The sequence below is a fragment of the Pseudomonas sp. NBRC 111140 genome, assembly GCF_001320885.1.
GTDB lineage: Bacteria > Pseudomonadota > Gammaproteobacteria > Pseudomonadales > Pseudomonadaceae > Aquipseudomonas > Aquipseudomonas putida_P.
Map to the genome: position 1 here is coordinate 17,328 of NZ_BCBQ01000025.1, position 24,976 is coordinate 42,303.

The window sequence follows — 24,976 nt, forward strand, 5'->3', positions numbered from 1 at the left end:
GCCGCTGTTCCCGTATCCGCGTTGTTACGGGCGGGAAGCGAACCTGGCAAGGTGGGCCTGGATGACGCCACCTGTGCTGCAGGAATCGGCTGTCTGGTTTCTTCATACCGCAAAAACCATGACCAAAAAAAGCATTTTTACGTGTTTTTGAACTTTATTTTTCTGATTGACGAAGCCCTCTTGGCGGCAGGGCCAGAGGGGTCTACGCTCAGAAGTCATACCCTCTATTCGCTATATCCATATTCTCGGCAACTCTCCCAGCCAATCCCGCTCTGGGCGGTATTGCGCAGCACCCATTCCACCGCCGGCTGCGCCTTGGGCAGGCTGTCATGGAACTGGATCACGCCCTTGCGCCACAGCAGCATCAGGGTCAGTACACGCTGCGCCGACGCCTCTGCGCTCAGTGCGCCGTCATCCTGGGCATCGATATCCCATAACGATACCCGCAGCTGTTGGCTGGCCATGAACGCCTCGCCGTCGGCCCGGCGCTGGCCATAAGGCGGGCGGAACAGCGGCACATACTGTTCCGGCAAGTCGGCCTGCACCCGCGCCTGGCTGCGCCGCAACGAATCCTGCCAGTCGGTCCACTGCGCATGGGAGCGGTACTCCCAACCCTGGATGCCCACGCACTGGCCGCCATAGAGCCGGCGCAAGGCGTTCGCAGCCCCGCCATCCCGGCGTTGCTGCAGACGGTTGCCGAGCACGAAGAACGTGCCTTCGAGCTTCTGCCGGCGCAAGTAATCGGTGAGTAAATCGGTACTGCCACTCTCAGGCCCGGGCCCGCCGACGAAGGTCAGCAGGAACATACGGTCGTTCAATTCGTCGCCATTGCGCTCGCGCGAAGACAACCGCTCGATTTCGCTACTGGTCTGCGGCAACAACGCCGCCTTGCGCAGCTGCTCGTCCAGATAGCGCACATGAAACTGATGGCTTGGCTCGACCCAACCGGTATAGAACGTGCCGACATCAGCAGCGAACGTGGCTGCCTGCGTGCGCAACTCCGCCATCGACGTAACCGGGTAGCAGAACGACGCGTCCTGCTCGCAACTGCGCTGCGCCTGTTGATAACCTGCCCACAACCGCTGCCACATACGTGCCCGCACCTGGCGCACCTTCTGCAGGTTGATCTGCCGCAGCCCCAGCCTCGCCGCCAGCGCCGAGTCATCCAGCAACTCGCTTTCGTGCAGCACCTGGGCGAACGAAAGGATTTCCGCCCGCGAGGCCACGTCGAACAGCGCCGGGCTGTTCAGTTGCTCGGGCCACAGGCTGCGGTCCAGGCTGACCTGGGGTGAAGGGGCGGCTTGCACGGCCAGGCTCAGCAGAGCGGCCAGCAAGGCAAAGGCAGTGCGCACGGTCGAAGGCTCCGCAACGGCAAAACGCGAACTATAGCGCCTGCATCGGCCATGGTCTGTGACTATCGTCGCCATAGTTTGGACTTGCACCGCCCAGCCCGTAGAATCCTCGGCCAACGATGCCAGGAGCCGACCCGATGCTGACGGTGATTTCCCCCGCCAAGACCCTCGACTACGACACCCCGCCAGTAACCGAGCGTTTCACCCTGCCCCAGTACCTGGATGACTCCCAGGCGCTGATCCAGCAGCTGCGCGAACTGTCGCCAGCGCAGATCAGCGAACTGATGCACCTGTCCGACAAGCTCGCGGGCCTGAATGCCGCTCGTTTCGGCAGCTGGACCCCAGACTTCACCCCCGCCAATGCCAAACAGGCGCTGCTGGCGTTCAAGGGTGACGTGTACACCGGCCTCGACGCCGAAAGCCTGGCTGAAGACGACTTCAGTTACGCACAAGACCACCTGCGCATGCTTTCTGGCCTGTACGGCCTGCTGCGCCCGCTGGACCTGATGCAGCCCTACCGCCTGGAAATGGGCACCAAGCTGGCCAACGCACGCGGCAAGGACCTGTACGCCTTCTGGGGCACACGCATCAGCGAATGGCTGAACGAGGCCCTGGCCGAACAGGGTGATGACGTGCTGCTGAACCTGGCCAGCAATGAGTACTTCAGCGCGGTGAAACGCAGCGCGCTGAAGGCCCGGGTGATCAATGTCGATTTCAAGGACCTGAAGAACGGCCAGTACAAGATCATCAGCTTCTACGCCAAGAAAGCCCGCGGCATGATGAGCCGCTTCGTCATCCAGCAGCGCATCAGCGACCCAGAGCAGCTCAAGCAGTTCGATGTGCAGGGCTATTACTACAGTGCCGAGCAGTCCAAGCCGGACCATCTGGTGTTCCTGCGCGATCACCCTGCCGATTAAGCCTGCAAAGCCCTCTTCGCGGGCGTGTCCGCGAAGGGGCCATCAGCCAAGCCCCATCCCCTCCGCCCTGCAACAGGGCACGATGCAAATCGCCATCACGCCATAAATCAGGCGCCAACAAATCGACACGCCTACCTTTATCGCCAAACGCCATAAGACCGTTCATACCTTTTTTGACGAATTTTGAAAAATATTTTCCGATACTGGCATAAAAACATCTCGTAACAGTTACACCCTTGATACACGGGGGTGAAACACCCGCGTGCTATCAAATTGAAACTGCCTACAACTGAATAAATATTTAGAAATCTTTCATCCGAGCGAAACCGGCTCAGGAACTTCTGCTAGGAGCAATCGCTCATAGTGCCGTAACGATTTTCCTGCCTGTGGGCTGTGAGAGATGACTTACAGATGACAACGGCAGGTATCCACTACTGTGCCCTTACAACTTCGACAGGTACTACGGGAACACCCCAAGACCGTGTCCATGCTGGAGATACGCGCCCCTTAAAAATCGTCCTAGTGGTTGATTTCAAAGGATTTATCCACTTGAAAAAACAAGCACAGCAACGCGCCAAGTAGCGCATTGCAATAAAGACGGCTGCATTTCAGGGCACGTTTTTTAATTGATGGCTTTTTACTGCCAACTTTGAGCGCATAACTTTTTGCGCTCCGGATTTATTTTGCCTGCGCTCGGCGAAGTGTGCATTCGCCATGGATCCGTGCGCCCGAAAACTGTTGTTAATCAACCCAGCCCGGCACTCTGCGGAGGCGCCGGCGTGATAAACACATGAGGTGATAGCGATGCGTATCAGCATCTTTGGTTTGGGTTATGTGGGTGCAGTCTGTGCAGGCTGCCTGACGGCGCGTGGCCATGAAGTGATCGGTGTGGACGTGTCCAGCACCAAGATCGACCTGATCAACCAGGGCAAGTCGCCCATCGTCGAACCTGGCCTGGAAGCACTGCTGCAACAGGGCATCGCCAATGGCCGCCTGCGTGGCACCACCGACTTCGCCGAAGCCATCCGTGCCAGCGATGTGTCGATGATCTGCGTGGGTACGCCCAGCAAGAAAAACGGCGACCTGGGCCTTGAGTACATCGAATCGGTGTGCCGTGAAATCGGCTACGTGCTGCGTGACACCACCCGCCGTCACACCATCGTGGTGCGCAGCACCGTGCTGCCGGGCACCGTCAAGAATGTGGTCATCCCGATCCTCGAAGACTGCTCGGGCAAAAAGGCCGGCGTCGACTTCGGTGTCGCGGTCAACCCGGAATTCCTGCGTGAAAGCACCGCCATCAAGGACTACGACCAGCCACCGATGACGGTTATCGGCGAACTGGACAGCGCCAGCGGCGACATCCTCCAGGCCCTGTACGAAGAGCTTGACGCCCCGGTCATCCGCAAGCCGATCGAGGTGGCTGAGATGATCAAGTACACCTGCAACGTGTGGCATGCCACCAAGGTCACCTTCGCCAACGAAATCGGCAACATTGCCAAGGCGGTAGGCGTTGATGGCCGTGAAGTGATGGACGTGGTCTGCCAGGACACGGTGCTGAACCTGTCCCAGTACTACATGCGCCCAGGTTTCGCCTTCGGCGGCTCGTGCCTGCCCAAGGACGTGCGTGCCCTCACCTACCGTGCTGCCAGTCTCGATGTGCGCGCACCGCTGCTCGACTCGCTGATGCGCAGCAACGAATCGCAGGTGCAGAACGCTTTCGAGCTGATCGAAGCCCACGACAAGCGCAAGGTCGCCCTGCTGGGCCTGAGCTTCAAAGCCGGCACCGACGACCTGCGCGAAAGCCCACTGGTCGAGCTGGCCGAGCGCCTGATCGGCAAGGGCTACCAGTTGGACATCTACGACGAGAACGTCCAGTACGCCCGCGTCCACGGCGCCAACAAGGACTACATCGAATCGAAGATCCCGCATGTGTCGTCGCTGCTCAATGCCAACTTCCAGCAGGTGATCGACAACGCCGACATCATCGTCCTCGGCAACCGTGACGAGCAGTTCCGCGCGCTGGCCCAGCAAGCGCCAGCTGGCAAGCAAGTAATCGACTTGGTCGGTTTCATGAGCAAACCAACCTGCACCACCAGCCGTACCGAAGGCATCTGCTGGTAAGTGCCTGACCGGGCAGCGCAAGCCCTCCCCACTTGCGCTGCCCACCCTCCCCCGAATTCTCGACGGATGCTGAACATGCAAAGGCTCCAGACCGTGCTGTTGCAGTGCGCCGGGTGGCTGCTCTACATGAGCCTGCTCATGCTGATCGCCCTGGCCCTGCCAGCCGATATCTTCGACTCGCAATCGAAGCACTTCATCTTCCTGGTCGGCGCAGTCGGCATCTGGCGCTATTCCATGGGCGCCACCCATTTCATCCGCGGCATGATCTTCCTCTACGGCGTGTACCCGTACCTGCGCCGCAAGGTGCAGAAAATGGGCACTGCTGCCGACCCGTCGCACGTTTACCTGATGGTGACCAGCTTCCGCATCGAAGCGCTGACCACCGCCCAGGTGTACAGCTCGGTGATCCGCGAGGCGATCAACTGCGGCTTCCCCACCACCGTGGTCTGCTCGCTGGTGGAAATGTCCGATGAGCTGCTGGTGAAAAGCCTGTGGGCCAAATACAACCCACCAGCCCATGTGAAGCTGGACATCGTGCGCATCGCCGGCACCGGCAAGCGCGATGGCCTGGCCTACGGCTTCCGCGCCATCTCACGCATGCTGCCGGACGAGAACGCCGTGGTGGCGGTGATCGACGGGGACACCGTGCTGGCCGATGGCGTGGTACGCAAGACCGTACCGTGGTTCAAGCTGTTCCCCAACGTCGGTGGCCTGACCACCAACGAATTCTGCGAGGTGCGCGGCGGCTACATCATGAGCGAGTGGCACAAGCTGCGCTTCGCCCAGCGCCACATCAACATGTGCTCGATGGCACTGAGCAAGCGCGTGCTGACCATGACCGGCCGCATGTCGATGTTCCGCGCCAGCGTGGTGACCAACCCCGAATTCATCGCCGATGTTGAAAGCGACTCGCTGATGCACTGGCGCCTGGGCCGCTTCAAGTTCCTCACCGGTGACGACAAGTCCAGCTGGTTCAGCCTGATGCGCCTGGGCTACGACACGTTCTACGTGCCGGACGCGGCCATCAACACGGTCGAGCACCCGCCGGAAAAAAGCTTCTTCAAAGCCAGCCGCAAGCTGATGTACCGCTGGTACGGCAACAACCTGCGGCAGAACTCCCGCGCACTGGGCCTGGGCCTGGGCCGCCTGGGGTTGTTCACCAGCATCGTGCTGTTCGACCAGCGCGTGTCGATGTGGACCAGCCTGCTGGGCCTGACCGTGGCGGTGATCGCCAGCCTCAAGTTCGGCCTGGCCTTCCTGCTGGTGTACCTGCTGTGGATCGGCATTACCCGCCTGATCCTCACCATCATGCTGCTGTGCTCCGGCCACAACGTAGGCCCGGCCTACCCGCTGATTCTCTATTACAACCAGATCATCGGCGCGCTGATGAAGATCTACGTGTTCTTCCGCCTCGACAAACAGTCGTGGACGCGTCAGCCCACTGCCCTCAAGCGTGACCTCGCCAGCTTTCAACAATGGTTCAACACCTGGTCCTCGCGGACCATGACCTTCTCGGCTGCCAGCATCTTCGTTGCTGTGCTGTTCATGGTCGTGTGAGCCCAACCCGGATCGGATCTAACAGGAACAAACCACCATGAATACCGCCGTGAACGTCAATGTCGTGCATGAGTCCGAAGCCCAGCGCCAACACGCCCGGGTACGCATTCCCGCCAAGCTGCGCTTCCTGGACGCCCAGCGCCAGACCCACGAAGTGAAGGTCGACGACCTTTCCGCCGGTGGCCTGAGCTTCCACACCAAGCAGCAGCTGACGGTAGGCGATGTACTGCGCGGGCGCCTGCAGTTCGTGGTCGACAACCTGGGCCTGTCGATCGACATCGAGTTCCAGGTGCGCTCGTACAACCCGGACAATGGCCGTACCGGCGCGCAGTTCCAGAACCTTGAACCACGCGACATCGCCACGCTGCGGCACATCATCACCAGCCACCTGTCCGGTGAGCTGATCAGCATCGGCGACGTGCTCAGTACCCTGCAGCGCGACAACTTCACCAAGGCGCGCAAGCAGAAGGACGGTGGTTCTGGCCTGAGCGCCTTCGGCCGGCTCAAGGCCGTTACCGTCACCCTCGGCGTGTTCGTGGTCGGCGTTGCAGCTTTTGGCTTCGTCGCCAAGTCGCTGTACGGCATGTACTTCGTCAGCCATGCCGAAGCGGGTGTGGTCGCGGTACCGACCACCACCGTCACCATGCCGCGCGACGGCACTGTGAGCAGCCTGGTCGAAAGTGGCGGGCAGATCGCCAAGGGCGCGCCACTGGCCAGCTTCACCACCAGCATGCTGGACATGCTCAAGGGCAACCTTGAAGACGCACAGCTGGAGCCGGCGAAGATCGAAGAACTGTTCGGCAAGCAGCTGTCCGGCACCCTCACCAGCCCCTGCGATTGCGTGGTCGCCCGCCAGTTGGTGGACGATGGCCAGTACGCAGCCAAAGGCCAGGCGATCTTCCAGCTGATCCCGCGCACCACCACGCCGATGGTCGAGGCCCGCTTCAGCTACCGCCAGTTCGACGAGGTCAAGCCGGGTACCCGGGTCAACTTCCAGGTCGCCGGCGAAGACGAAGTGCGCACCGGCCAGATCGTCAGCAGCACCAGCCTCAACAGCGAAGACCTGTCCTCCGACATCCGCGTGCAGATCAAGCCTGACACTGGAATGCCCGCCGAACTGGCCGGCCGCCCGGCTTCGGTCAACAGCGACCGTGGCCCGTCTATGAACTGGCTGATCGACAAAGCAGTGGCCCGTGGGCTGTAAGAGGAACTTGCGATGACTAGCATGCCGCCGTTGCGAGGGCTTTGCCCTCGATCGCGACACAAGGCCGCTCCTACAGGGTCCGAGTCGTTCTCCCATCTGTCGCCTGGCACTCAACCTGTAGGAGCGGCCTTGCGTCGCGATCGAGCGCGCAGCGCTCGCCCATTCGCATGGTGCACACTCGCCCTGGCCATTACCCTGGCCGGCTGTGCCGGCCTGCCTGACCAGCGCCTGGCCAACGAAGCCATGAAGCGCGGCGACACGGCTTTGGCCGAGCGCAACTACAAGGCCCTGGCCGACCTGGGCTACAGCGAAGCACAAGTAGGCCTGGCAGACATCAAGGTGGCCACCCGCGACCCATCGCAAATCAAGGAAGCCGAGGCCACCTACCGCGCAGCGGCGGCCACTTCGCCCCGTGCCCAGGCGCGCCTTGGCCGCCTGCTGGTGGCCAAGCCCGACAGCACCCAGGCCGAACGCGAAGAAGCCGAAACCCTGCTCAAGCAGGCTGCGAAGCAGGGCGAAAGCAATACCCTGATTCCGCTGGCAATGCTCTACCTCAGCTACCCGCAGAGCTTCCCCAAGGTCAATGCGCAGCAGCAGATCGACCAATGGCGCGCCGCCGGCAACCCGGAAGCGGGCCTGGCCCAAGTGCTGCTGTACCGCACCCAGGGCACCTACGACCAGCACCTGGGCGACGTGGAGAAGATCTGCAAGGCCGCCCTGAACAGCACCGACATCTGCTACGTCGAACTGGCCACCGTGTACCAGAAGCGTGGCCAGGCCGACCAGCAAGCCGCCCTGCTCGCCCAGTTGAAGTCCGCCTACGCCCGTGGCGCGGTGCCGGCCACTCGGGTCGACAGCGTTGCCCGGGTGCTGGCCGACCGCAGCCTTGGCCAGACCGACGAGAAAACCGCCAAGGACCTGCTTGAGCAGGTGGCCCCCGCCAACCCGGCATCCTGGGTCAGCCTGGCGCAACTGCTGTACGACTTCCCCGAACTGGGCGATACCGACCAGCTAATGGCTTACATCGACAAGGGCCGCGAGGCCGAACAACCACGCGCCGAACTGTTGCTGGGCCGCCTGTACTACGAAGGCAAAACCCTGCCAGCCGACGCGAAAAAAGCCGAGCAGCACCTGCAAGCCGCCGCCGACGCTGGCGAAATCAGCGCCCATTACTACCTGGGCCAGCTGTACCGCCGTGGCTACCTGGGCAATGTCGAGCCGCAGAAAGCCGTCGATCACCTGCTGGCCGCCGCCCGTGGTGGGCAGAACAGCGCCGACTATGCCCTGGCCCAGCTGTTCAGCGAAGGCCACGGCATCCGCCCGCAACCGGGCAACGCCTGGGTGTTCGCCCAGCTGTCGCAGGCCAACCCGACGCCGCAATCGAGCGAACTGCTGCAGCAACTCGACCAGCAACTCACGCCTGACCAGCGCAGCCAGGCCCAGCAACTGTTGGGCCAGGAAAAGCGCGCACGCGGCAGCATGGCGCAGGGCGCGAACAGCACCCTGGCCCTCGAAGCCCTGCAAGACGACGAAAAAGAAGTAGACGGTGAGGACTCGCTATGACGCTCAATCCCTTCGTGAAAGCCGGCATCGGCCTGAGCTTCGCCCTGCTGTGGTCCTGCCCGACCCTGGCGGAAATGACCGCTGAAAAGAATTTTGGCCTGGACGTGAAAATCACCGGCCAGTCGGAAGACGACCGCGACCTGGGCACCCGCCCTGGCGGAGACGTCAACGGCCTGGGCCTGGACCTGCGCCCTTGGGTGTACGGCGAGCGCGGTAACTGGAGTGCCTATGCCATGGGCCAGGCCGTCGCCGCCACCGACACCATCGAAACCGACACCCTGCGCCAGAACGACGACGGCACCAGCACCGAAACCGGCGACGATAGCCGCCAGCCGGACAAAAGCTACCTGGCCATGCGCGAGTTCTGGGTCGGCTACAGCGGCCTCACCGCCTACCCCGGCGAGCAACTGCGCTTCGGCCGCCAGCGCCTGCGCAGCGACGATGGCATGTGGCGCGACACCAACATCGAAGCATTGAACTGGACCTTCGACACCACCCTGCTCAAGGCCGACCTGGGCGTGGCCCAGCGCTTCAGCGAGTACCGCACTGACCTCACCGAACTGGCCCCGGAAGACAAGGACCGCACCCACATCTACGGCAACGTCGCCACGCAGTGGACGCCTGGCCATTGGGTTGGCGTGCGGGCACACCATACGCACGACAGCGGCAGCCTGAAAAAACCCGGCGAAACCGTCGACGCGCTGGACAAGACCCGCACTGGCGACTTGACCTGGCTGGGCCTGGAAGCCAACAGCGACGCCTACAACTGGCGCAACGACCACACCGTCAACTACTGGGGTAGCGTCACCTGGCTGACCGGTGACCGCGACACCCTCAGCAGCCAGGCCGTCGGCAACGATCAGGTTGCCACCGGCAAGCAGAGCGGCGACGTCAATGCATGGGCCACCGACCTTGGCATTCGCCTGCGCCTGGACCCGCAATGGCAGGTCGGTGCGGCCTACGCCCGTGGCAGCGGCGGTGGTGGCGACGACGGCTCGAACAACTTCGAGCAGACCGGCCTTGAGAGCAACCGCTCCAACTTCACCGGCACCCGCTCGCGCGTGCACCGCTTCGGCGAAGCTTTCCGTGGCGAGCTGGGCAACTTGCAGGCAGCCACCCTGTTCGCCTCCTGGCAGCTGCGCGACGACTACGACGCCAGCCTGATCTACCACAAATTCTGGCGGGTCGACGGTAACCAGAACATCGGCTCCAGCGGCATCAACGCGGTGGTCAACGACAACGGCGTGAACCGCCCGCTGGTCGACGGCGAAAAAGACCTTGGCCAGGAAATGGACGTGGTCGTGACCAAGTACTTCAAGCAAGGCCTACTGCCGGCATCGATGAGCCAGGCCATCGACGAGCCGTCCGCTCTGGTGCGCCTGCGTGCCGGTGTATTCAAGCCGGGCGATGCCTACGGCAAGGAAGCGGACTCGTACATGCACCGCGCCTTCGTCGATGTGATCTGGCGCTTCTGAGGCCGGTAGGGGACTGACCGTTATGAACCTTCACCCGCACTTACGTCACAGCCTGTTGGCCAGCGCCTTGCTGCTGGCCAGCGGCCTGGTCGCTGCCGCAGAACCCCAGGTGATCGCCAAGGAGCTGCAGCAGGCCAAGACCTACACAGTGGCCAGCGCACCGATCGAACCGCTGCAGATGGACCCGCCAAAGCTGCCCGACTTGACCGGTTTCACCGCCGAGGCGGTGCAGAAGAAGATCGACCGTAGCCACAAAGGCAAGGTCAGCCTGCGCCGCATGTTCCAGGAGGACACCCTCAAGGAGTTCGTCGGCGGCGACAACAAGGCAGCCGAGTGGGTGCAGCGCCAGCACGGCATTCCGCAGGCGATCTTCGTCGATGACGGCCATGTCGACCTGGTCGAGCTGAGCAAGAAGGTGCCCAAACAGTACCTCAGCGAAATCGAGCCCGGTGTGTACCTGGCGCGCCTGCCGATCGTGGTCGGGCAAAAGGGCATCCTCGAGATCGACGGCAAGGTCAAGCAGTTGCGCCTGTCCCAGGAGGGCGGTTCGTTCCTGGTCAACGACGGCAAGCTGTTCGTCACCGACACCCAGGTGACCGGCTGGCGGGAAAAGGACAATGGCCCGGCCACCTTCCGCTCGCCCAAGGAATTCCGCCCGTTCCTGCTGTCGTGGGGCGGCACCGAGACCTACATCGTCAACACCAGGATGGCCAGCTTCGGCTACGCCAAGTCCAAGTCGTATGGCGTGAGCATTTCGCAGTACACGCCGAACATGGCCAAGCGCATGGGCCGCCCGGAACCCACCGGCTGGATCATCGGCTCGGAATTCAGCGACATGTGGTACGGCTTCTATTGCTACGAAACCCAGGATTTCGTGGTCAAGGACAGCACCTACCGCGACAACATCGTCTACGGCATCGACCCGCACGACCGCTCGCACCGCCTGATCATCGCCGGCAACACGGTGTACGGCACCAAGAAGAAGCACGGCATCATCGTTTCGCGTGAGGTCAACGACAGCTGGATCATCAACAACAAGAGCTACGACAACAAGCTCTCGGGCGTAGTGATCGACCGTAACAGCGTCAACAACTTGGTGGCCTACAACGAGATTTACCGCAACCACACCGACGGCATCACCCTGTACGAAAGTGGCGACAACCTGATCTGGGGCAACAAGCTGATCAACAACCGCCGCCACGGCATCCGCGTGCGCAACAGCGTGAACATTCGTCTGTACGAAAACGTCGCCATGGCCAACGGCCTGGTCGGCGTGTACGGCCACATCAAGGACCTGTCCGACACCGACCGCGATATTGCCCTCGACCCGTTCGACACCAAGGTGTCGCTGATCGTGGTGGGTGGCGAGCTGGCGGCCAACGGCTCCGGCCCGCTGTCGATCGACTCGCCGCTGTCGGTCGAACTGTACAAGGTGTCCATGCTCGCCCCACGCAAGGCCAGCGGCATCAGCCTCAATGGCGTGCTGGGCGAGCGCCAGGACGAAATCCTCGACCTGCTGGTACGCCAGCAGAAGGCTGTGCTGATCGACCCGGTCGAACGCCAGACCGAAATGATCGATTAAGGAAGCCCAGACCATGACTCCACACCTGATGAAACTGCTGGGCCTGTCCGCCGCCCTTCTGGCGATCAGCCAGGGCGTGCGCGCCGAAGACGTCAAGGCCCCGACCTTCAGCGCCGAGCCCTGCTGCCAGCTGTGCCCCGAAGCGCACGATGCCAGCCGCTACACCACCCGCTACCAGCAGAACTTCACCACGCTGGTGCAGGCCAAGGGTGACTGGCTGTTCCGTACCCGCGAAGACCTGCGCACCGAGTTCACCACCACCCCGGCCGGCTACAAGCGCCTGCAACAAGTGCACGACGCTTTCAAGAAGCGTGGCGTGGAACTGGTGGTGGTGTACCAGCCGACCCGTGGCCTGGTGAACCGCAACATGCTCAACCCGGCCGAGAAAGCCGCCTTCGACTACCCAAAGGCCCTGGGCAACTACCAGGCCATGCTCAAGCGCTTCGCCAGCATGGGCTACAACGTGCCCGACCTGTCGCCGCTGACCAACGAGCAACTGGCCGCCGCCGACCAGGGCAAGGACTTCTACTTCCGTGGCGACCAGCACTGGACGCCCTATGGCGCCGAGCGCGCGGCAAAAATCGTGGCCGACACCGTGCACAAGATGCCGGCCTTCGAAGGCATACCGCGCAAGGAATTCGAGACCAAGAAGTCCGGGCGCATGGGCAAGACCGGCACCCTGCATAACGTAGCCGGCCAGCTGTGCAGCACCAGCTACGCGGTGCAGTACATGGACCAGTTCGCCACCGAGCCGAAAGGTTCGAGCGGCGGCGACGACCTGTTCGGTGACGGCGGCAACGCGCAGATCACCCTGGTCGGCACCAGCCACAGTGGCAAGAACTACAACTTCTCGGGCTTCCTCGAGCAATACATCGGCGCCGACGTGCTCAACGTCGCCTTCCCTGGCGGTGGCCTGGAGGGCTCGATGATCCAGTACCTGGGCAGCGAGGAATTCCAGAAGCACCCGCCGAAGATCCTGGTGTGGGAGTTCTCCCCGCTGTACCGCCTGGACCAGGAAACCATCTGGCGGCAAATCCTTGGCCTGCTCGATGACGGCTGCGACGACCGCCCTGCCCTGATGAGCGCCAGCACCACCCTCAAGCCCGGCAAGAACGAGCTGATGGTCAACGGCAAGGGCGGCGTGATCAAAGACTTGATCAACCGCAACCTGCAGATGGACGTGAAGTTCGAAGACCCGTCGGTGAAGGTGTTGCAAGCCACCCTCTGGTACCTCAACGGCCGCCACGAGGACATCAAGCTGGAAAAACCGGAAACCTCCGACACCGACGGCCGCTTCGTCTTCCAAATGCGTGAAGACGAAGACTGGGCCAGCCAGGGCCTGCTGGCGTTCGAGGTACAGGGGCCGGAAAGCGGCACCCAGAAGGTCGAGGCCAAGCTCTGCAAACGCAACAAATTCGCCGTGCCTGCGCAGACCGCGCAGGCCGGCCAGTGAGGCGATCCATGACCCTATTGAAGCGAATTTCCAGCCCCGCCCTGCTCGCTTTGGCCCTGTTTGGCGGTGCCGCGCACGCTGCGCTGGTACCCCCGCAGGGTTACTACGAGGGGATCGAAAAGCTCAAGACCGGCGACGGCAATTTCCGCTGCGAAGCGGCGCCCAAGCCGTACACCGGCGCGTTGCAGTTTCGCAGCAAATACGAAGGCTCTGACAAGGCGCGGGCAACGCTCAATGTTGCCTCGGAAAAGGCCTTCCGCAAGTCGACCGAAGACATCACCACGCTTGAGAAAGGCGTGAGCAAGATGGTTGGCCAGTACATGCGCGATGGCCGCCCGGCGCAGCTCGATTGCACCTTGGCCTGGCTGGGCACTTGGGCACGCGCCGACGCATTGCTGTCCACCGACTACAACCACACCGGCAAGTCGATGCGCAAATGGGCACTGGGCAGCATGAGCGGCTCGTGGCTGCGCCTGAAGTTCTCCCACTCGCAGCCGCTGGCCGCGCACCAGGCTGAAGCCGAAGTCATCGAAAAATGGTTCGCCCGCCTGGCTGAACAGACCGTGCGCGACTGGAGCGACCTGCCGCTGGAGAAGATCAACAACCACAGCTACTGGGCGGCCTGGTCGGTCATGGCGACCGCTGTCGCCACCGACCGTCGCGACCTGTTCGACTGGGCCGTGAAGGAATACAAGGTGGGCGCCAACCAGGTGGATGACCAGGGCTTTCTGCCCAACGAAATCAAGCGCAAGCAGCGCGCACTGGCCTACCACAACTATGCCCTGCCGCCCCTGGCGATGATTGCCAGCTTTGCCCAGGCCAATGGCGTGGACCTGCGCAAAGAGAACAACTTCGCCCTGCAGCGTCTGGGTGAAGGCGTACTGGCCGGTGCCCGCGACCCGAGCCAGTTCAAGGCCCGCACCGGCGAGAAGCAGGACATGAAGGACCTCAAGGTCGACAGCAAGTATGCCTGGCTCGAACCCTGGTGCGAACTGTACCACTGCGTCGGCGACACCCTGCAGCGCAAGCACGGCATGCAGCCGTTCAACAGCTTCCGGCTGGGCGGCGACCTGACCCGGGTCTACGACCCGAACGCAGAGAGCAAGAAATAGATGTCGCCTGGGTTAGGGCCGCTTTGCGGCCCATCAGGAATGAAGTGACAACGGTTTCCTCCAGCTTTTTGCTGGGGGGTTTGGGGGGCGCTTTGCCCTGGATGCTGTGAACAAATTAGGAGAACCGGGATGGTCTTCTCGTCCAACGTGTTCCTGTTCCTGTTCTTGCCGATCTTCCTCGGCCTGTACTACCTGAGCGGGCAACGTTATCGCAACCTGCTGCTGCTGATCGCCAGCTACATCTTCTATGCCTGGTGGCGGGTGGACTTCCTGGCCCTGTTCGCCGGGGTCACCCTGTGGAATTACTGGATCGGCCTCAAAGTGGGTGCCGCCGGTGTGCGCACCAAGCCCGCCCAGCGCTGGCTGCTGCTTGGCGTGGGTGTCGACCTGGCGATTCTCGGCTACTTCAAGTACGCCAACTTCGGCGTCGACAGCCTCAACGCGATCATGGCCTCGTTCGGCCTTGAGCCGTTCATCCTCACCCACGTGCTGCTGCCGATCGGTATCTCGTTCTACATCTTCGAGTCGATCAGCTACATCATCGACGTCTACCGTGGCGACACCCCGGCTACTCGCAACCTGATCGACTTCGCCGCGTTCGTGGCCATCTTCCCGCACCTGATCGCAGGCCCCGTGCTGCGCTTCAAGGACCTGGTCGAGCAATTCAACAACCGCACCCACACCCTGGACAAGTTTTCCGAAGGCTGCACCCGCTTCATGCAGGGCTTCATCAAGAAAGTGTTCATCGCCGACACCCTGGCCGTGGTCGCCGACCACTGCTTCGCCCTGCAAAACCCGACCACGGGCGATGCCTGGCTGGGCGCGCTGGCGTACACCGCACAGCTGTACTTCGACTTCAGCGGCTACAGCGACATGGCCATCGGCCTGGGCCTGATGATGGGATTCCGCTTCATGGAGAACTTCAAGCAGCCATACATCAGCCAATCGATCACCGAGTTCTGGCGGCGCTGGCACATCAGCCTGTCGACCTGGCTGCGCGACTACCTGTACATCACCCTGGGCGGTAACCGCAAAGGCACCTTCAACACCTACCGCAACCTGTTCCTGACCATGCTGCTGGGCGGCCTGTGGCACGGTGCCAACTTCACTTACATCATCTGGGGCGCCTGGCACGGCATGTGGCTGGCCATCGAACGCGCGCTGGGCATCGACACCAACCCGCAGCGCTTCAACCCGGTCAAATGGGCCTTCACCTTCCTGCTGGTGGTGGTCGGCTGGGTGATCTTCCGCGCCGAGAACCTGCACGTGGCCGGCCGCATGTACGGCGCCATGTTCAGCTTCGGCGACTGGCAGCTGTCGGAACTCAACAGTGCCCAGCTGACCGGCCTACAGGTGGCGACCCTGGTCATCGCCTACCTCACCCTGGCGTTCTTCGGCCTACGCGACTTCTACCGCAATGCCAAACCGACGCCCAAGGCAACCCCGGTGCAGGTGAACAGCGATGGCTCGATCGGCCTGGACTGGACCCGGGTGATGACCCGCGCCCTGATTCTGCTGCTGTTCGTCGCCTCGATCCTCAAGCTTTCGGCGCAGAGCTACTCGCCGTTCCTGTACTTCCAGTTCTGAGGCCGATGACATGAACCGCACATTACGCATCACTTATTCCTTGTCGTTCCTTGGCTTGCTGGTGGGCATGGGCGTGTGGTCCACCGGTGGCCTGCAAAGCTTTCAGCGCACCGAGCAGATGACCCTGCTCAACGGCAAGCTGGCCAAGGCCGCCGAGACCCACTACGACGACGAGTTCCCGATCAAGCGCCTGGGCACGAACCTTTGGGCGGCCATGGACTTCAAGCTGTTCAACGAGGGCCGACCCGGTGTGGTACTGGGCCGCGACCAGTGGTTGTTCAGCGACGAAGAGTTCAAGCCCACCGCCGGTGCCGAACAACTGATGCAGGAAAACCTGGCGCTGATCCGTGGCGTGCGCGACACCTTGCAGCAGCACGGTAGCCAGCTGGTGCTGGCGATCATCCCGGCCAAGGCGCGCCTCTATTCGGAATACCTGGGCAAAGAGCAACCGGCCAGCCTGCACGATGACCTGTACAACCAGTTCCACGCCCAGGTACGCCAGGCCAACGTGTTCGCCCCAGACCTGCAAGCGGCCATGGAACAAGCCAAAGCCCGCGGCCAGGTATTCCTGCGCACCGACACCCACTGGACACCAATGGGCGCCGAAGTCGCCGCCCAGACGCTGGCCGAGGCGGTAAGCCGGCAGAACCTGCTCAACGGTGACCCGCAAACCTTCGTCACCGAAGCTGGCAGCACCGCGCCCTACAAAGGCGACCTGACCAACTTCCTGCCACTGGACCCTTTGTTCAGCAACCTGTTGCCGGCCCCGGACAACCTGCAGCAGCGCACCACCCGCCCGGTCGATGCCGAGGGTGACGCGGGGGACGCACTGTTCGCCGATAAGCAGATTCCGGTTGCGCTGGTGGGTACCAGCTACAGCGCCAACCCGCACTGGAACTTCCTTGGTGCCCTGCAGCAGGCCCTGAACAGCGACGTCGCCAACTACGCAGAAGACGGCCATGGCCCGCTGCTGCCAATGCTCAAGTACCTGCAAAGCGATGCCTTTAAAAACGCCGCACCGCAAGTGGTGGTGTGGGAATTCCCCGAGCGTTATCTGCCCATGAAAAACGACCTCAGCAGTTTCGATCCGCAGTGGATCGCGCAGCTGAAGAACACCCGTAAAACCGAAGAAAACCTGGCCTTGTCGTCCAACCAGACGCGCCACTGATCGATAGAGAGGAAACGCACATGACTACCAAGACTTCCATTGCCAAAGCCCTCACCCTCGCGGCCGGCCTGTCCCTTGCTTCCATGCAGGCCTTCGCCGGCGCGGATGCCGCGCTGTATGGCCCGAGCGCGCCGAAAGGCTCGACCTTCGTGCGCCTGTACAACGCGGCCAGCGCACCGGCCGCCGCCTCGGTCGGCAACACCCAGATCAAGCAGGTTGGCGCCCAGGCCAGCAGCGACTTCAGCTTCCTGCCAGGCGGCGACTACACAGCCCAGGTCGGCGGCAAGAGCGTGCCGGTCAAGCTGGCCTCGGACAAGTACTACACCCTGGTCAACAGCAGCAGCGGCAACCCGCAGTTGATCGAAGAACCACCGTTCAAGAACAAGCAGAAAGCCCTGGTGCGCGTGCAGAACCTGAGCGACCAGCAGCTGACCCTGAAAACCGCCGACGGCAAGACCGAAGTGGTCAAGCCGGTGGCCGCAAACGGCCGGGGCGAACGCGAAATCAACCCGGTCAAGGTCAACCTGGCGCTGTACCAAGGTGACAAGAAAGTGGGTGACGTGAAACCCGTCGCCCTGGAGCGCGGCGAAGCCGCCGTGCTGTATGTAACGGGTTCCGGCAACGCCTTGTCGCCGGTGTGGGTAACTCGCCCCGTGGCTAGCAACTGATCCCCCTGCCTTTAACGACTATTGGAGAAACATGATGATCCCGGTAATTCTTTCTGGTGGTAGCGGTTCGCGTCTGTGGCCTCTGTCGCGCAAGCAGTTCCCAAAACAGTTCCTGGCCCTGACCGGCGAACACACCCTGTTCCAGCAAACCATCGAGCGCCTGGCGTTCGAAGGCATGGACACACCGATCGTGGTCTGCAACAAGGACCACAAGTTCATCGTCCAGGAACAGCTGGCTGCGCTGAAGCTGGAAACCCAAGGCATCCTGATGGAGCCGTTCGGCCGTAACACCGCGCCGGCCGTGGCCATGGCCGCCATGAAACTGGTCAACGAAGGCCGCGACGAGCTGATGCTGGTACTGCCAGCCGACCACGTGATCGACGACCAGAAGGCCCTGCAGCGCGCCCTGGCCCTGGCCACCATCGCCGCCGAGCGTGGCGAGATGGTGCTGTTCGGCGTGCCGGCGACCAAGCCGGAAACCGGCTACGGCTACATCCGCTCCAGCCAGGATGCCCTGCTGCCCGAAGGCGTGGCACGCGTGGCCCAGTTTGTCGAGAAACCCGATGAGAAACGCGCCGCCGAGTTCGTCCAGGCCGGTGGCTACTTCTGGAACAGCGGCATGTTCCTGTTCCGCGCCAGCCGCTTCCTCGAAGAGCTGAAAAAGCACGACGGCGACATCTACGACACCTGCGTGCTGGCGCTGGAGCGCAGCGAGGAAGACGGCGATGTGCTGAGCATCGACGAAGCCACCTTCGCCTGCTGCCCGGACAACTCCATCGACTACGCGGTGATGGAAAAAACCCAGCGCGCCTGCGTAGTGCCGATGTCGGCCGGCTGGAGCGACGTGGGCTGCTGGTCATCGCTGTGGGAAGTGCACGAGAAGGACGACAACGGCAACGTCACCAAGGGCGACGTGGTGGTGCAGGACAGCCGCAATTGCATGATCCACGGCAACGGCAAGCTGGTGTCGGTGATCGGCCTGGAAAACATCGTGGTGGTCGAAACCAAGGACGCCATGATGATTGCCCACAAGGACAAGGTCCAGGGCGTCAAGCAGATGGTCAAGACCCTAGACGAACAGGGTCGCACTGAAACCCAGAACCACCTGGAAGTGTATCGCCCGTGGGGCTCGTACGACTCGGTGGACATGGGTGGCCGCTTCCAGGTCAAGCACATCACCGTCAAGCCGGGTGCCAGCCTGTCGCTGCAGATGCACCACCACCGCGCCGAGCACTGGATCGTGGTGTCCGGCACCGCCGAGGTCACCTGCGACGAGAACGTGTTCCTGCTGACCGAGAACCAGTCGACCTACATCCCGATCGCATCGGTGCACCGCCTGCGCAACCCAGGCAAGATCCCGCTGGAGATCATCGAAGTGCAGTCCGGCAGTTATTTGGGCGAGGATGACATCGAGCGCTTCGAGGATGTGTATGGCCGGACATCGACGCCGGTGGAGCGAGGTGTTTCGGTCAAGACGATTGCGCAGTAAGTAAACCCCTGGGGCCGCTTTGCGGCCCTTTCTCGACACGAGGGCGAAGCCCTCGCGCTTTTGAGCCCTCCCCCATTTCAGGCTACGATGGTCAGACCCCGCGCAACCAAGGTCTTCAAGCCCAATGATCATCGGTGCCTTCCTCATCCTCACCTGGCTGGTGCTGCTGTTGCGCTACCCGGCCAAGGCCCTGCCGATTTCGCTGGCCGCCGTGTGTGGCCTGGGCCTGGTAGCCCTGTTCGTTGCCTGGCAGGAAAACCGCGAAGCCTCGCAATTGGCCCGCCTGGACCTGCGCCTGAGCTACGCCCCCGAGCAGTGCCCTGCCGACCGCGCCCTGCAGGTACGCATGAAAAACGGCAACAAGGCCCCGCTCACCGAACTTCGTTGGCGGGTAGCGGCGTATGCGCCGGGCGATACCGTGAACCTGGCCGAGAATACCTACAACGCACCGCGTTACCGTGGACCGGGTGAGTTGCAGCCGGGAGCCGAGTGGAAAGATTGCCTGCCGGTGCCGCCGCTGCGCTCCGGGTACCGGCCACAGACCCTGGAATTTCGTGCCGAGCATCTGCAAGGTACATTCGCCAATTAATCGAAGGCCTCTCCCATGCCCACTGTCCTGATCACAGGTTGTTCCAGCGGCATCGGCCGCGCCTTGGCCGATGCTTTTCGCGATGCCGGCCACCACGTCTGGGCCACTGCCCGCAAGCCTGAAGATGTCGAGCAACTGAGCGCCGCCGGCTACACCGCCCGGCAGTTGGATGTGAACGACGGCGAGGCGCTGGCCCGCTTGGCCGACGAACTGGAGAGCCTCGACATCCTGATCAACAACGCCGGCTACGGCGCCATGGGCCCGTTGCTCGATGGCGGCGTGGATGCCCTGCGCCAGCAGTTCGAAACCAACGTCTTCGCCGTAGTCGGCGTTACCCGTGCGCTGTTCCCGCTGCTACGCCGCTCACGGGGCCTGGTGGTGAACATCGGCAGCGTCTCCGGCGTGCTGGTCACGCCATTCGCCGGTGCCTACTGCGCCTCGAAAGCCGCCGTGCATGCGCTGAGCGATGCCTTGCGCCTGGAGCTGGCACCGTTCGGTGTGCAGGTGATGGAAGTGCAGCCGGGGGCGATTGCCACGCAGTTCGCCAGCCATGCCCAGCGCCAGGCCGAGCAGGTGCTGGCGGCGGATTCACCGTGGTGGCCGCTGCGCGAGCATGTGCAGGCACGGGCGCGGGCTTCGCAGGACAGGCCGACTTCGGCGGCGGTGTTTGCCCGGGGGGTGTTGGCGGCAGTCGGCAAGTCGCCGGTACCGGGGGTGGTGCGGTTGGGCAATGGCAGTACCGCGCTGCCGCTGATGGCCCGGTTGCTGCCACGGCGGTTGCTGGACTGGGCGTTACGCAAGCGCTTTGGGCTGCTGCGGCCGCTCTGAGTTTTCGGATGCCCTGGGGCTGCTTTGCAGCCCATCGCGACACAAGGCCGCTCCTACAGGCAGTCGCGGTCTCCTGTAGGAGCGGCCTTGTGTCGCGATGGGCCGCACAGCGGCCCCGCTTTCTAGGCTTTGTTCGCTGGCTGCTCATCAAACGCCTGCCAGCCACCCCCCAAGGCCTTGTACAACCCCACCAGCGCCTGCGACACCGCTGCCGAGCTGTCGATCCACTGCTCCTCGCTGGCCAGCAATGCCCCTTGCACTGTCAGCACATTGAGAAAGTCCACCGCCCCTTCCACATACTGGCGCTGGGCGGTTTCCAGGGCGATGCGGTTCTGCCGCACGGCCTCGGCCAAATGGTCGCGGCGCAACTGGCTGGCGTTGTACAGGCGCAGCACATCGTCAATTTCATGCCAGGCCCCCAGCACCACCTTGCGGTAGTTCAGCGCGGCCTCTTGCTGCTGCGCCTCGCGCAGTTCCAGGGTGCCCTTGAGCCGGCCACCCTCGAAGATCGGCAGCGACAGCTGCGGCCCGAAAGCAAACCGACGCGAATCCCAGCCACCAAAATCAGACAGCTGCATGGCCTGGAAACCGACACTGCCCGACAGCCGGATGCTCGGGTAGAAATCTGCCTTGGCCACACCGATGCTGGCGGTGGCGGCATGCAGGCGGGCCTCGGCCTGGCGGATGTCCGGGCGGCGCTCGGCCAGTTCGGACGGCAAGCCAATGGCAAACTTCTGCTGCGGCGCGGGCAGCTCGCCGCCCTGCAGCAATTCGGCCTGCAAACTGCGTGGCGGTTCGGCAGCGAGCAGGCTGAGGGCGTTGATCAGGTCATCACGGCGGGCTTCCAGGCTGGGCAGTCGCGACTCGATCGACGCGACCTGAGCGCTGGCCTGGGCCACATCCAGGCGCGTGGCAACGCCTTCGGCCTGGCGGTCTTCGGACAGCTTCAGGCTGTGCCGGGCAACCTTGAGGTTGTCCTGCGTCACATCCAGGGTGTGCTGCACCGCGCGCAGCTGGATGTAGTTGCCGGCGGTTTCCGACAGCAGGGCAAGCAGCACCCCACGGCGGTCGTTCTCAGCCACTTCGACGCTGGCATCGGCAGCCTCGACCTGGCGTCGTACGCGGCCCCAAAGGTCCAACTCCCAACCTGCCACCAGGTCGCCTTGCCAGAGGTTGTACGCCGCTTTACCCGCTTTGCCGGACGGGTCGCTGAGGCCTTCGGCGCTGTTACGCGCGCGGCTGTAGCCGGCGTTGGCGTCCACCGACGGCATTTCGTCGGCGGCCACGGTGCTGCGCAGGGCACGGCTTTGCAGCAACCGTGCGCTGGCCATCTGCAGGTCGAGGTTGCGTTCGGCGACGCGCTGGATCAAGGCGCTGAGCTGGGCATCGTGAAAGGATTCCCACCAGCGCAACTCCAGCGGTTCGGCCTGCGGCTGGCTGGCCGCTGCCTCACCCTGCAGCGGCGCCCACTGTTGCGGTGCCTGGCTGTCGGGGCGCAGAAAGTCCGGGCCCATGGTGCAGCCGGCCATCAGTACGGCCAGCAATAAAGGGCTCAAGCGAAATGCCGATTTCATCGTGCACTTACCTCTTTGCCGTCCAGCTTGTCACCACGGGTGTCGATGGTCGCTTCCACCGACATGCCCACACGTAGGCGGCTGAGCAGCGGCTGCCCGTCATCGAAGACGATTTTCACCGGGATGCGCTGCACCACCTTGGTGAAGTTGCCGGTGGCGTTGTCCGGTTTCACGGCAGCGAAGGTGACGCCGGTGGCAGGAGCGATACTTTCTACATGGCCGTGCAGCTTTTCGCCGGAGAAGGTATCGACGCTGATGCTCACCGGCTGGCCCGGTTGCACGTGGGTCAGCTGGGTTTCCTGGAAATTGCCGACCACATAGGCCTGTTGCAACGGCACCACCGACAGCAGGCGGGCGCCTGGGTTGACGTAGGCGCCGACGCGCAGGGCACGCTCGCCGACCATACCGTCCACCGGTGCAGTGATGCGGGTGTAGGACAGGTCGAGCTGAGCCTTTTCCAGCCCCGCTTCGGCACGTTTGAGCTGGCCATCGGCGCTGGCCACCTGAGCGGTGAGAATGTCCACTTGCTTGCGCGCCGCCACCAGCGCCGCCTGGGCATTGGCCAGGCGAGCACGGGCCTGGTCGACACCGCTGCGCGCCTGTTGGGCGTTCTGCACGGTACCGGCGCCCTGCTCGGCCAGGCGGCTGTAGCGGTTGACTTCATGGTCGGCGAACGCCGCTTCGGCCTGGGCCGCTTTGACAGCAGCCTCGGCCTGGGCAATCAGCGCTGCCTGGCGCTCCAGGGTGGCACGGGCATCGGCACTTTGCGCCTGGGCTACCAGCAACTGCGCCTGCGCGGCATCCAGCGCGGCCTGGTAGTCACGGGCATCGATGGTCGCCAGCAACTGGCCTGCGGTGACCTGCTGGTTGTCTTCCACCAGCACGTCCTTGATGAAACCGGCGACTTTGGGCGCGACCACGGTGTAGTCGGCGATCACATAGGCGTCATTGGTGCTCTGGCGGTGGTCACTGCCCAACATCCAGGGGCCGACGATGCCAGCCAGGACGGCCACGGCCAGCACCGAGCCGATGAACAGGGTTTTGCGGTTGTTGGTCATTTCAGCGGTTCTCGAATTCATCCAGGGTTCAGGCCACCGCACGCGGCGGATAGACCCGGGTAGGCACGAAAGGAATCAGGCAGATCAAGGCCACGGCAATGCAGGCCATGACGAGGTACAGGTCGGCCGAGGTCAGGACCAACGCCTGGTCGTGGATGCGCTTGGCCAGGCCTGCAGCGCTGTCGTCGACCAGCGGGGCGTTGCCCAGGCTGTCCACCAGGTGGTTGGAATGGAAGTGCCGGCGCAGGGTGCCAAGGGCGTCCAGCAGGCCACCGGCAATCACGGCGGCCAAGCCCTTCACGGTGTTGAACCAGCTGGAGGCGAACGGGCCTTCCTGCGGGGTCATGCCATTGGTGGACAGCATCAGCAACGGCAGCACGGCCATCGGCTGGCCGAACACCTGCAGCAGGTAGAACGGGTAGAAGTCGCCACGGATCCATTCGCTGGTCAGCAGGCTGCTGCCGACACAGGACACCGCCAGCATCGCCAGGCCGATACCCAGCACCCAGCGGCAGTCCACTGCACGGATGTTGCACAGTGCCGCCGTCAGCGGCAGGGCGATCAGTTGAGGCATGGCCACCAGCATCATCAGCGGGCTGGTCTGTGCCGGGCGGTAGCCTTGGATCTGCGCCAGGTAGGCCGAAGGAATGCTGCCCACGCCCGAGAGCACGATCAGCACACCGGCCAGTGTCACCAGCGCGAAACTCAGGTTGCGCCGCTGCAACATGCGCAACTGGAAGAACGGCAGCGGTTCGGACCACTCGTTGAACATGAACAGCACCAGCAACACCAGGCCACCGCCCAGCAGCCAGCAGATCAGCGGCGAATCGAACCAGCCCCAGCGGTCGCCCAGCGACAGGCCCAGTACGATGCAACTGATGGCGGGCAGGCCGAGCAGCACGCCACGCCAATCGAACTGCTTGAAACGTTCCAGGCGCAGCGGGTCCTGCGGCAGGCCCCAGCCGACACAGACGATGGCCAGCAGCGAGGGCAGAATGATCTGCCAGAACGCCCATTGCCAACCGACATACTCGGTCCACAGCCCCGCCAACGGCGTGCCAAGGTTGGGGCCGAAGGTGGCGGTCAGCGCATAGCAGGCCAGGCCGTAGACCTTGATGCCCGGTGGCAGGAAGCGCAGGGCCACACTCATCAGCATCGGTGGCAAGGCCCCCGAAGCAAAGCCCTGCAGCACGCGCAGCAGCATCAGGCTGTGCAGGTTGGGGGCGAACGGTTGCAGCAAGCCGAGCACGGCGAACAGGCCGATGGCGCTCATGGTGAAGCGCCGCAGCGAGAAGGTGGTGGCCAGCCACGGCGCAAAGGCCATGGCCGAGACCGAGGCGGCGCTGTACACCGCCAGCAGCCAGGCACCTTCGTCAGCACCGATGCCCATGGCACCGCGGATATCGGCGAGGGAAATCTTGGTAACCGACTCGTTTAGGCCTGCGCACAGCACGGCCAGCAACACACCGAACAGCCCCACTACCACCTGCAGGCCAAACGCCGTCTGCGCAGGCGCGGCCGGCGCGGGGGCGGCGGCCAGCGCCGCAGAGGGCGCGGTCAGGGAACTCATGGGAATACATCTCCAGCAACAATTTCAGGGCTGGAGCAAGTTTAAGAAGGTCGAATGCTGACGAAAACTGACTTGTTGGCAGTTTTATATTGCGTCAGACGCAATCAAT

19 protein-coding genes are annotated in these 24,976 nt (G+C 63.1%); 15 read left to right on the top strand and 4 right to left on the bottom strand.

Annotated features, from left to right (window positions below; genetic code table 11):
- Positions 1-224: 224 nt before the first annotated feature.
- On the bottom strand, positions 225-1,352 hold the full coding sequence (locus APH42_RS10670; protein ID WP_060493260.1) for a polysaccharide deacetylase family protein: 1,128 nt from the start codon (positions 1,350-1,352) through the stop codon (positions 225-227).
- 137 nt (positions 1,353-1,489) lie between these two features.
- Here APH42_RS10670 and yaaA point away from each other — a divergent pair, with 137 nt between their 5' ends.
- From yaaA to APH42_RS10745, 15 genes are all read left to right on the top strand, one after another.
- On the top strand, positions 1,490-2,269 hold the full coding sequence (yaaA, locus tag APH42_RS10675; RefSeq protein ID WP_012274099.1) for a peroxide stress protein YaaA: 780 nt from the start codon (positions 1,490-1,492) through the stop codon (positions 2,267-2,269).
- A gap of 804 nt (positions 2,270-3,073) precedes the next feature.
- Positions 3,074-4,390, top strand: a complete 1,317-nt coding sequence (locus APH42_RS10680) for a nucleotide sugar dehydrogenase (RefSeq protein ID WP_012274100.1) — start codon at positions 3,074-3,076, stop codon at positions 4,388-4,390.
- A gap of 75 nt (positions 4,391-4,465) precedes the next feature.
- Entirely contained in the window at positions 4,466-5,947 is a 1,482-nt protein-coding gene (locus APH42_RS10685; RefSeq protein ID WP_041166586.1) for a glycosyltransferase family 2 protein, read from the top strand.
- Positions 5,948-5,984: 37 nt separating this feature from the next.
- Entirely contained in the window at positions 5,985-7,151 is a 1,167-nt protein-coding gene (locus APH42_RS10690; RefSeq protein WP_012274102.1) for an alginate biosynthesis protein Alg44, read from the top strand.
- Between the two features lie 12 nt (positions 7,152-7,163).
- Positions 7,164-8,714: an alginate biosynthesis TPR repeat lipoprotein AlgK gene (gene algK / locus APH42_RS10695; RefSeq protein ID WP_012274103.1), complete on the top strand. Its 1,551-nt coding sequence runs from the start codon at positions 7,164-7,166 to the stop codon at positions 8,712-8,714.
- Entirely contained in the window at positions 8,711-10,189 is a 1,479-nt protein-coding gene (locus APH42_RS10700) for an alginate export family protein (RefSeq protein WP_060493261.1), read from the top strand. The genes algK and APH42_RS10700 overlap by 4 nt, the downstream gene beginning before the upstream one ends.
- A 22-nt stretch (positions 10,190-10,211) precedes the next feature.
- A complete protein-coding gene (algG, locus tag APH42_RS10705) occupies positions 10,212-11,771 on the top strand; it encodes a mannuronan 5-epimerase AlgG (protein ID WP_060493262.1) in 1,560 nt (519 codons plus the stop codon).
- Positions 11,772-11,784: 13 nt separating this feature from the next.
- Entirely contained in the window at positions 11,785-13,224 is a 1,440-nt protein-coding gene (locus APH42_RS10710; RefSeq protein WP_060493263.1) for an alginate O-acetyltransferase, read from the top strand.
- A gap of 8 nt (positions 13,225-13,232) precedes the next feature.
- On the top strand, positions 13,233-14,336 hold the full coding sequence (locus tag APH42_RS10715) for a mannuronate-specific alginate lyase (RefSeq protein WP_012274107.1): 1,104 nt from the start codon (positions 13,233-13,235) through the stop codon (positions 14,334-14,336).
- Between the two features lie 129 nt (positions 14,337-14,465).
- A complete protein-coding gene (locus APH42_RS10720; protein ID WP_012274108.1) occupies positions 14,466-15,923 on the top strand; it encodes an MBOAT family protein in 1,458 nt (485 codons plus the stop codon).
- 10 nt (positions 15,924-15,933) lie between these two features.
- Positions 15,934-17,091: an alginate O-acetyltransferase gene (locus APH42_RS10725; RefSeq protein ID WP_012274109.1), complete on the top strand. Its 1,158-nt coding sequence runs from the start codon at positions 15,934-15,936 to the stop codon at positions 17,089-17,091.
- A 20-nt stretch (positions 17,092-17,111) separates the two neighbouring features.
- The gene (locus tag APH42_RS10730) at positions 17,112-17,759 is read left to right on the top strand and encodes an alginate O-acetyltransferase AlgF (RefSeq protein ID WP_012274110.1); all 648 of its coding nucleotides are present in this window, start codon (positions 17,112-17,114) and stop codon (positions 17,757-17,759) included.
- 34 nt (positions 17,760-17,793) lie between these two features.
- Positions 17,794-19,248, top strand: a complete 1,455-nt coding sequence (locus APH42_RS10735) for a mannose-1-phosphate guanylyltransferase/mannose-6-phosphate isomerase (protein ID WP_041166587.1) — start codon at positions 17,794-17,796, stop codon at positions 19,246-19,248.
- A 124-nt stretch (positions 19,249-19,372) separates the two neighbouring features.
- The gene (locus APH42_RS10740; RefSeq protein ID WP_012274112.1) at positions 19,373-19,837 is read left to right on the top strand and encodes a hypothetical protein; all 465 of its coding nucleotides are present in this window, start codon (positions 19,373-19,375) and stop codon (positions 19,835-19,837) included.
- 15 nt (positions 19,838-19,852) lie between these two features.
- Positions 19,853-20,665 (top strand): SDR family oxidoreductase, encoded by an 813-nt coding sequence (locus APH42_RS10745; RefSeq protein ID WP_012274113.1) that lies wholly within the window; start codon positions 19,853-19,855, stop codon positions 20,663-20,665.
- A 122-nt stretch (positions 20,666-20,787) separates the two neighbouring features.
- Here APH42_RS10745 and APH42_RS10750 read toward each other — a convergent pair whose 3' ends face one another.
- From APH42_RS10750 to APH42_RS10760, 3 genes are read right to left on the bottom strand one after another with little or no spacing between them, the layout of a single operon-like run.
- Positions 20,788-22,239: an efflux transporter outer membrane subunit gene (locus APH42_RS10750; RefSeq protein ID WP_060493264.1), complete on the bottom strand. Its 1,452-nt coding sequence runs from the start codon at positions 22,237-22,239 to the stop codon at positions 20,788-20,790.
- The gene (locus APH42_RS10755) at positions 22,236-23,297 is read right to left on the bottom strand and encodes an HlyD family secretion protein (protein ID WP_012274115.1); all 1,062 of its coding nucleotides are present in this window, start codon (positions 23,295-23,297) and stop codon (positions 22,236-22,238) included. The genes APH42_RS10750 and APH42_RS10755 overlap by 4 nt, the downstream gene beginning before the upstream one ends.
- 28 nt (positions 23,298-23,325) lie before the next feature.
- Positions 23,326-24,867, bottom strand: a complete 1,542-nt coding sequence (locus APH42_RS10760; RefSeq protein WP_060493265.1) for an MFS transporter — start codon at positions 24,865-24,867, stop codon at positions 23,326-23,328.
- Positions 24,868-24,976: the final 109 nt, after the last annotated feature.

Bases quoted from the DNA above. Each gene is read 5' to 3' on its own strand.
- yaaA (WP_012274099.1), top strand. From the start codon at position 1,490: ATGCTGACGGTGATTTCCCCCGCCAAGACCCTCGACTACGACACCCCG.
- APH42_RS10680 (WP_012274100.1), top strand. From the start codon at position 3,074: ATGCGTATCAGCATCTTTGGTTTGGGTTATGTGGGTGCAGTCTGTGCA.
- APH42_RS10685 (WP_041166586.1), top strand. From the start codon at position 4,466: ATGCAAAGGCTCCAGACCGTGCTGTTGCAGTGCGCCGGGTGGCTGCTC.
- APH42_RS10690 (WP_012274102.1), top strand. From the start codon at position 5,985: ATGAATACCGCCGTGAACGTCAATGTCGTGCATGAGTCCGAAGCCCAG.
- algK (WP_012274103.1), top strand. From the start codon at position 7,164: ATGACTAGCATGCCGCCGTTGCGAGGGCTTTGCCCTCGATCGCGACAC.
- APH42_RS10700 (WP_060493261.1), top strand. From the start codon at position 8,711: ATGACGCTCAATCCCTTCGTGAAAGCCGGCATCGGCCTGAGCTTCGCC.
- algG (WP_060493262.1), top strand. From the start codon at position 10,212: ATGAACCTTCACCCGCACTTACGTCACAGCCTGTTGGCCAGCGCCTTG.
- APH42_RS10710 (WP_060493263.1), top strand. From the start codon at position 11,785: ATGACTCCACACCTGATGAAACTGCTGGGCCTGTCCGCCGCCCTTCTG.
- APH42_RS10715 (WP_012274107.1), top strand. From the start codon at position 13,233: ATGACCCTATTGAAGCGAATTTCCAGCCCCGCCCTGCTCGCTTTGGCC.
- APH42_RS10720 (WP_012274108.1), top strand. From the start codon at position 14,466: ATGGTCTTCTCGTCCAACGTGTTCCTGTTCCTGTTCTTGCCGATCTTC.
- APH42_RS10725 (WP_012274109.1), top strand. From the start codon at position 15,934: ATGAACCGCACATTACGCATCACTTATTCCTTGTCGTTCCTTGGCTTG.
- APH42_RS10730 (WP_012274110.1), top strand. From the start codon at position 17,112: ATGACTACCAAGACTTCCATTGCCAAAGCCCTCACCCTCGCGGCCGGC.
- APH42_RS10735 (WP_041166587.1), top strand. From the start codon at position 17,794: ATGATCCCGGTAATTCTTTCTGGTGGTAGCGGTTCGCGTCTGTGGCCT.
- APH42_RS10740 (WP_012274112.1), top strand. From the start codon at position 19,373: ATGATCATCGGTGCCTTCCTCATCCTCACCTGGCTGGTGCTGCTGTTG.
- APH42_RS10745 (WP_012274113.1), top strand. From the start codon at position 19,853: ATGCCCACTGTCCTGATCACAGGTTGTTCCAGCGGCATCGGCCGCGCC.
- APH42_RS10750 (WP_060493264.1), bottom strand. From the start codon at position 22,239: ATGAAATCGGCATTTCGCTTGAGCCCTTTATTGCTGGCCGTACTGATG.
- APH42_RS10755 (WP_012274115.1), bottom strand. From the start codon at position 23,297: ATGACCAACAACCGCAAAACCCTGTTCATCGGCTCGGTGCTGGCCGTG.
- APH42_RS10760 (WP_060493265.1), bottom strand. From the start codon at position 24,867: ATGAGTTCCCTGACCGCGCCCTCTGCGGCGCTGGCCGCCGCCCCCGCG.